The 7,103-nt window shown below is 70.1% G+C and carries 8 protein-coding genes; 1 reads left to right on the top strand and 7 read right to left on the bottom strand.

What is annotated here, in order from left to right; all coding sequences use genetic code 11:
• The first annotated feature begins 62 nt into the window (after positions 1-62).
• The gene (locus tag QQK43_RS04595; protein ID WP_284306858.1) at positions 63-1,619 is read left to right on the top strand and encodes a gamma-glutamyltransferase family protein; all 1,557 of its coding nucleotides are present in this window, start codon (positions 63-65) and stop codon (positions 1,617-1,619) included.
• Between the two features lie 102 nt (positions 1,620-1,721).
• Here QQK43_RS04595 and hpxZ read toward each other — a convergent pair whose 3' ends face one another.
• From hpxZ to QQK43_RS04630, 7 genes are all read right to left on the bottom strand, one after another.
• A complete protein-coding gene (hpxZ, locus tag QQK43_RS04600; RefSeq protein ID WP_234265002.1) occupies positions 1,722-2,120 on the bottom strand; it encodes an oxalurate catabolism protein HpxZ in 399 nt (132 codons plus the stop codon).
• Between the two features lie 14 nt (positions 2,121-2,134).
• Positions 2,135-2,899 (bottom strand): ABC transporter permease, encoded by a 765-nt coding sequence (locus QQK43_RS04605; RefSeq protein ID WP_234265001.1) that lies wholly within the window; start codon positions 2,897-2,899, stop codon positions 2,135-2,137.
• Positions 2,896-3,729, bottom strand: coding sequence for an ABC transporter ATP-binding protein (locus tag QQK43_RS04610; protein WP_370465219.1), 834 nt, complete (start codon positions 3,727-3,729; stop codon positions 2,896-2,898). The genes QQK43_RS04605 and QQK43_RS04610 overlap by 4 nt, the downstream gene beginning before the upstream one ends.
• A 25-nt stretch (positions 3,730-3,754) precedes the next feature.
• Entirely contained in the window at positions 3,755-4,741 is a 987-nt protein-coding gene (locus tag QQK43_RS04615) for an ABC transporter substrate-binding protein (RefSeq protein WP_284306861.1), read from the bottom strand.
• The gene (locus tag QQK43_RS04620) at positions 4,728-5,294 is read right to left on the bottom strand and encodes a VOC family protein (RefSeq protein ID WP_284306862.1); all 567 of its coding nucleotides are present in this window, start codon (positions 5,292-5,294) and stop codon (positions 4,728-4,730) included. Before QQK43_RS04620 ends, QQK43_RS04615 begins: the two co-directional genes overlap by 14 nt.
• Positions 5,291-6,502, bottom strand: a complete 1,212-nt coding sequence (locus QQK43_RS04625; RefSeq protein WP_284306864.1) for an FAD-dependent monooxygenase — start codon at positions 6,500-6,502, stop codon at positions 5,291-5,293. The genes QQK43_RS04620 and QQK43_RS04625 overlap by 4 nt, the downstream gene beginning before the upstream one ends.
• Before the next feature lie 26 nt (positions 6,503-6,528).
• A partial coding sequence (locus QQK43_RS04630) for an amidase family protein (RefSeq protein ID WP_284306865.1) occupies positions 6,529-7,103 on the bottom strand: 575 nt, incomplete at its 5' end.

Below are 7,103 nucleotides of genomic sequence, written 5' to 3' on the forward strand. Positions count from 1 at the left end.
GGTGACCGCCCGGTGGTGCCGGGGTTGGTCGCCACCCGAAGCCGTCCCGAACAGGAGCCATTTTGCTAGCGACCTCCCCCCACGGCCTTGTCACGAGCCCCCATCCCCTGGCCAGCGAAGCGGGCCGGCAGGTGCTGGCCCAGGGTGGCAACGCCATCGAAGCCACCCTGGCCATGGCGGCGGTGCTGGCCGTCGTCTACCCCCATTTCACCGGCCTGGGCGGCGATGCCTTCTGGCTGATCGCCGAACCCGACGGCGCGGTGCGCGCGCTCTCCGGCATCGGCCAGGCCGCGCAGCACTGTGCCGGCTACAGCGGGTCGATCCCGGTGCGTGGCGCCGCTTCGGCGCTGACGACGGCCGCTGCGGTCGACAGCTGGGGCCAGGCGTTCGACATCTCCCGTGACCGCTGGGGCGGCCGCCAGAGCTGGCCGGCCCTGCTGGCGCCGGCCATCGCGCACGCCGAGGACGGGGTGCCGGTCTCGCAGTCGCAGCGCTTCTGGGCCGCGCAGCGGGCCGCCGAGATCCCGGGCTGGCCCGGTTTTTCGGCGGCTTTCCCGTCGGCAGGGCAGACGCTGCGGCAGCCGCCACTGGCCCGCACGCTGACCCGGCTGGCCAAGGCCGGCGCGCGCGACTTTTACGAGGGCGAGATCGCGCAGCGGCTGGCACGCGGCCTAGCCGCTGCCGGCTCGCCCCTGACCCTGGGCGACCTGCAGCGCACCCGCGCGCGCGACGAGGCACCGCTGAAGCTGCCCTACCGGGGCGGCGAGCTGTTCACCTTCGGCCCGCCCTCGCAGGGCATCAGCACGCTGCAGGCCATGGGCATGCTGGCGCATGTCGATTTCGGCGGCATCGCCGAAGGCAGCGCGATGCATTACCACCTGATGATCGAAGCCATCAAGCTCGCCTTCATGGACCGCGACCGCTGGGTGGCCGACCCCGAACACGTTCAGGTGCCGGTGGCCGATCTGCTCGATCCGGCCTACCTCGCGGCCCAGGCGCAGCGCATCTCGCGCGAAAAAGCGCGGCCCTGGCCGCATCTTTTCCGGCACGGCGACACCGTGTTCATGGGGGCGGCGGACGCGCAGGGCCGGGGCGTGAGCCTGCTGCAGACCATCTATTTCGACTGGGGCAGCGGCGTGGTCGCGGGCGACACCGGCGTGCTGTGGCACAACCGGGGCGCCGCCTTCAGCCTCGACCCCGCGCACCCGAACGTGCTGCGGCCGGGCAAGCGGCCGTTCCACACGTTGAACCCCGGCGTCTACCTCGAAGGCGGCCGGCCCCGGCTCCTGTACGGCACGCAGGGCGCCGACGGCCAGCCCCAGACGCTGGTGGCCCTGCTCACGCGCCTGATCGACTACGGGCTGGACCCGCTGGCCGCGATGGCCCGGCCGCGCTTCCTGCTCGGAAAGACCTTTTCCGACGCCCGCGACACGCTCAAGCTGGAAGCCGATGTGGGGGATGACGTGGTGGCGGCGCTGGGCGCCGTGGGCCACGAAATCAGCCTGATCCCCGCGCAGAGCCCGCTGGCCGGGCAGCCCGGCGTGATCCGCCTGGACGCGGCCACAGGCCTGTGCGGCGCGCACGACCCCCGCAGCGAAGGCCTGGCGCTCGGCGTGTGAAGGGGCCGCGGCTCCCCGGAATGCCCAAAGCCCCGGCCGTCATGGTCGGGGCTTTTTTTCGTCGGGTCGCGGCGCGGCGCGGCGTGGCCGCGCGGCCCGGGCTCAGAGCATCAGGCTCACGTGCGCAGACACCACGCGCCAGCCTTCGGGCATGCGCACCCAGGTCTGGCTCTGGCGGCCGATGCGTTCGCTGCCGTCGCGGCGGAACTCGATGTGCGCCACTGCCATGTGTTTGCCGAAGGTGGTGATCTGGCGCGCGGTCACGGTGCGCGCCAGGTTGCCGGCCGGGCGACCCTGGCGGAAGGCCTGGATCGCCTCGAAGCCGTAGAGGTTTTCACCCGCGCCGTAGCGCAGCGTCAGTGGCGAATGCCAGAACAGTTCGTCGAGCACGGCCACGTCGTTGCCGACCAGGGCCGTTTCGTAGCTGTCGAAGACCGCGTTGACTTCGGCCAGCACGTCGGGGCGGTTGATGTCGGCAAGGGGCGTTGTGGAAGCAGCCATGGGAGCCATCCAAGTCATTTGCCACCCCAGTGCACGAAACGGCGTTCGGCCAGCAGGAACAGCAGGTTCATCACGTAGCCCAGGGCGCCGGCGGCGAAGATGGCCGCGTACATCTCGGGCATGTCGAAGATCATCTGGGCGTTCATGACGCGCTGGCCCAGGCCGTCGGTGGAGCCGATGAACATCTCGGCCACGATGACGATCACCAGCGCCAGCGACACGCCCGAGCGCATGCCCACGAAGACCTGCGGCATGGATTCGAGCAGCGTCACGTCGGTCAGCACGCGCCAGCGCGGTGCGCGCATCACCCGGGCGGCGAGCTGGCGCTGCTTGCGCGCACCCATCACGCCGTAGGCGACGTTGAACAGGATCACCAGCGCGGCGCCGAAGGCCGCCACCGCGATCTTGGTGGTTTCGCCGGGGCCGAAGATCACCAGGAACAGCGGAAACATGGCCGAGGCCGGCGTGGAGCGGAAGAAGTCGATGGCGAACTCGATCGACTCGTACAGGCGCTGCGAGGCGCCCAGCACGATGCCCAGCGGCACGGCGATGACCATGGCGATGGCGAACGAACTGAGCGTGCGCACGATGGTCTTGCCGAAGTCCGCGCCCAGCGTGCCTTCGGTCATGCCTTTCCAGAACGCCTGGGCGGCTTCGGTGGGCGAGGGCAGCAGCACCGGGTCGACGGCGCCGGCGGCGTGGATCAGCGCCCAGGCGGCGATCAGGATGACCGCGCCCAGCAGCGGGCGCAGGCGGTGGAGCCAGTGGGGGGCGTTCATGCGCGCACCTCGCGTCGGAAGATTTCGAGGGCCCGGGTCTTGGTTTGCACGAACGCGGGGGTGACGGTGGTCTCGGCATCGCGCGGACGCGGCGCATCGAACACCAGCCGTTCGGCGACGCGGGTGGGGCGCTTGGTCAGCAGCAGCACCTCGTCGGCCAGCAGCACGGCTTCGTCGAGGTCGTGCGACACCAGCAGCGTCGTCACCTCGCGTTCCTTGAGCACCTTTTGCAGGATACCGCGCAGGAACAGCACCATTTCGTAGTCCAGCGCCGAAAACGGCTCGTCGAGGAACAGCACCTCGGGTTCGACCACCAGCGCCCGCATGATGGACACCAGTTGCTGCTGGCCGCCGGACATCTGGTAGGGGTAGCGGTTGAGGTCGAAAGACACGTCGAAGCTGTTGACCACGCTGTCCAGCAGGGTCTGGCGCTCGGTCTTGGTCAGGTCCAGGAACTGCAGCGGGTAGCGGATGTTGTCGATCGCGCGCATCCAGGGGAACACCGCCTCGCGGTAGTTCTGGAACACGTAGCCGATGCGGGTTTCGTAGGCTTCCTTGCCTTCGAAAAGGATCTGACCACCGTCGTACGGCAGGATGCCCGAGATCATGTTGATCAGCGTGCTCTTGCCGCAGCCGTTGGGGCCGAACACCGAGGTGATCTTGCCCTTGGCGATGTCCAGGTCGAAGTTTTCATAGACCGTGACGCCGTCGAAGCGCTTGGTCAGGCCGCGCACCGTGATGTGCGTACCGGCGGGGTACCACCGGTGCGAGGCGCCCTCGGGTGGGGTGGGCGAAAGGGGGGATTCGTTCATCGAGGGCAACACTCGCATGGGTCGTCGGGTTCGTCGGGGGCGTTCAGAAGGCCTTGAGCAGCGCCTTGCTGTCCAGTTTCTCCTTGATCACGCCCAGTTCCACGCCCAGATCCAGGAATTTCTGGAAATCGGCGGTGTCGGCGGCGCTCAGGTCCTTGGTCATGACGATGCGCGGCAGCGGCACGATGGCGGCCAGCTCCGGCGGCACCTTCATGCCGGCGATCAGGTAGCCCCGCGTGCTGCTGTCGCTCTGCGCTTGCTGGACGCCGCGCGCCCAGGCTTCGGTGAAGCGCTTGGCCACGTCGGGGTGCTCGGCAATGAACTTGTCCGACAGCACGGCGCCGGCGGCGAAGGCGCTGGCCTTCTGGCTGCCCAGCAGGTGGGTGGCGATCACGCCGGTTTCCACGCGGCGGGCGATTTTCTGGCCAACCATGATGGTGGCGGCGGGCTCCAGCGTGTAGCCACCGTCGAAGGTGCCGGCCTGCAGCACGCTGGTGTGCATGTTGATGGGCTGCTCCTGGATGGTGAAGTCGGTGCCTTCGGTCAGGCCGATCTTCTTGAGCACGGCGCGGGCAGCGCCGATGTTGGCCGGGCCGGGCGCCGAGAACAGCTTGAAGCCGCCCTTGAAGTCCTTGAGCGACTTGGCCGGGCTGGCCGCCTTGACCACGAACTGCTCGATCACGTGCTGGCTGTTCTGGCCGTTGAGCGAGATGTACTTGAGCGTCTTCGGGCGGCGCGATTCCATGTTGGCGCCTTCGAGCGTGACCAGGTTGGCCGCGCCATCGATGTTGCCGGCGACGATGGCCTGCACGGTCAGCGGGTGGCTGTTCATGGGGATCTCTTCGACCTCCAGGCCCGCTTCCTTGAAGTAGCCCCGGTTCTGGGCGATGTAGAACGGCAGCGCCGCGCTGGAAGGGAAAACGCCGAAGCGCACCTTGTCGGCGGCGTGCGCCAGCGGCAGCAGGGCGGCGGACAGCGCCACGGCGGCAAGGCCCTTGGCGGTGAGGGAAAGGAAGTCAGCGCGTTGCATGGCGGGTTTCTCCGTGAAGTGACAAAAGGGGTTGGCGGGGGTAGGTGGCAGCGGCAAAAAACGACCGGCCGGCGCGGTAGACGCGCGCTTCGCCCATGTCGGGCGGCGGGCCGGCTTCGGACGCACCGTCGAAGGTCAGTTCCAGCTGCACGCCGCTGGGGTCGTAGACGAACAACTGCCACAGCGTGGTGCCGGGCACCAGGAATTCGCGCCAGTCCAGGTCCGCGGCCACGAAGCGCGCGCGGTAGGCGTGGTAGCCCGCGCAGGCCAGCGACACGTGGTCGATGGCGGCGGTGCCGCTGGGCACGTGGTCGAGCCCGCCCAGCGCCGGGCCGCCGGCGTAGACATGGATGATGGCCTGGCCCCCCGGCTGCGGGCAGGCCAGCCAGGCGCCGGGGTAGCCGAAGTCGGGCCGCGGCACGTCGCGCAGGCCGATCACGCCGCACCAGAAGGCGCGGGTCAGGGCCAGATCCCCGGTCTTGATGGCCAGGTGGAACAGGCCCAGGGTGAGCGCGCCGTCGCCGGCGGGCGCTGCGGCGGAAGGCGTGGTCATGGCTGGGTCCCGAGTGCCACGTCGCGGAACAGGCGCGACAGGTCGTCGATGAACGGGTCTTCGGTCTTCCAGCGCGCGCCCGCCACCGGGTCGGCGTTCTGCAGCAGCGTGTCGGTGGCGCGCACCGACAGGTCCATCGCGAAGCGGATGCGGTCGCTGCGGGCTGCGTCAATCGCCTGGAGCCAGGCGCGGACGTCGCGCTGGCCAGCCTGCACCGCCGCTTCGATCAGCAGCGCGGCGCAGCTTGCGTCTTCCATCGCCTGCGTCGCGCCCTGGCCCAGGGTGGGTGCCATGCCGTGGGCGCTGTCGCCCAGGTACAGCACCTGCCGCTCGGGTTCGGTGAAGCGCACCTCGGACTCCTGCATGCGCGCCCAGTGGGCCTCGTCGGCATGGGTGCACAGCGCGTCCACCAGCCATTGCACGGCCGGCGAGGGCGCACCGTTTTCGGGCAGAAAGGCCTGCTGCATGGCTTGCGGGGTCTTCCAGTCGTCGGGGATCGGGGTGTCGGCATCGATCGGGTAGGTGCCGGCGATGTAGATGTGGTGGGGCGGCACGCGGAAGGCCAGCAGCCGGTGGTGGCGGTTGAACCACTGGGTGTAGTCGTCCACCAGGCCGTTGCTGGTGTCGTCCACCAGGATGCGCAGGATGGTCACGCCCACATGGCTGGGCTTGGGCAGGCCCGAAAACGCCGCGCGGGTGGCCGAGTAGCGGCCGTCGGTGCCGATCAGCAGGTCGATGCCGTCCAGCTCGTGGTGGGCGCCGTCTTCCGTCCAGGTCACGCGCGTCTGGCGCGGGTCGAGGGCGCTGGGGCCGATGCCAGTCACCTCGCAGCCGTAGCGGATGTGGGGTTCCGCGCCGCTGCGCAGGATGCGGTAGAGCTCCGACCAGCGGATGCGGATGCCGTCGTTGTCGGCCACGCGCGCCAGCGGCAGGTCGAACAGTTCCGTGCCGTCGGCCAGCGCCACGCGCCAGCTTTGCCAGGGCAGGCTGGCCTCGGTCACGGCTTCGGCCAGTTCGGGGTCGCAGATCGCCAGCGCCTTGATCGCGTTGGGGCCGACGTTCAGGCCGGTGCCGGCCTCGCTGTGGTCGTCGGGCGCCACCCGCTCCAGGCAGGTGACCGACAGCGCCGGCAGGGCGCCCAGGCGCCGCGCCAGGATGGCGCCGGCCACACCGGCACCGATGATCAGGACTTTCAGGGGACGGGACATTCGCGGTTTCTCCAAAGGGCAGGTATTCAGTGCAGGGGCCAGCGCCGGGGGGTGGCCGGGTCGTTGGCGGCTTCCCAGGCTGGCGCCAGGGCGATCAGCCGCGCGTCGGACCCGGTCGGTCCCACCAGTTGCACGCCCACGGGCAGGTGCTGCGCCCACCCCGCAGGCAGGGCCAGCGCCGGCAGGCCGCAGGCGTTGACGAAGGCGGTGAAGACCGCATGCCCGCGCCCGTCGACGGCCTGGCCCGCGATGTGTGCGGGGTGCGGCTCGTCGGCCGGCCAGGGCAGGGCCGCCGAAGTGGGCGTGAGCACCAGATCGTGTGCACGGAACACATCCGCCAGAGCGGCTTGCAATTGCCGCACCAGGGCCTGTGCGGCGAACAGGTCGGTGGCACGCCCGGCGCGGCCGCGCGCCAGCATGTCGGCCAGGGCCGGCGTCAGCCGGTCGATCCGATCGTGCGTCTGCAGCACGTGGGCCAGCCCGGTGCTGCTGATGACCGGCCAGGCCCGCTGGTTGAAGGCCTGCACGGCGCCGGGCGCGGCGCGGGTGTGCACGGCATGGCCGAGCGCACGCAGGCGCTCGGCGGCGGCGTCGCCCAGGG

Origin of the sequence: Hydrogenophaga electricum (genome assembly GCF_030160815.1) — a bacterium.
GTDB classification, from domain to species: domain Bacteria; phylum Pseudomonadota; class Gammaproteobacteria; order Burkholderiales; family Burkholderiaceae_C; genus Hydrogenophaga; species Hydrogenophaga electricum.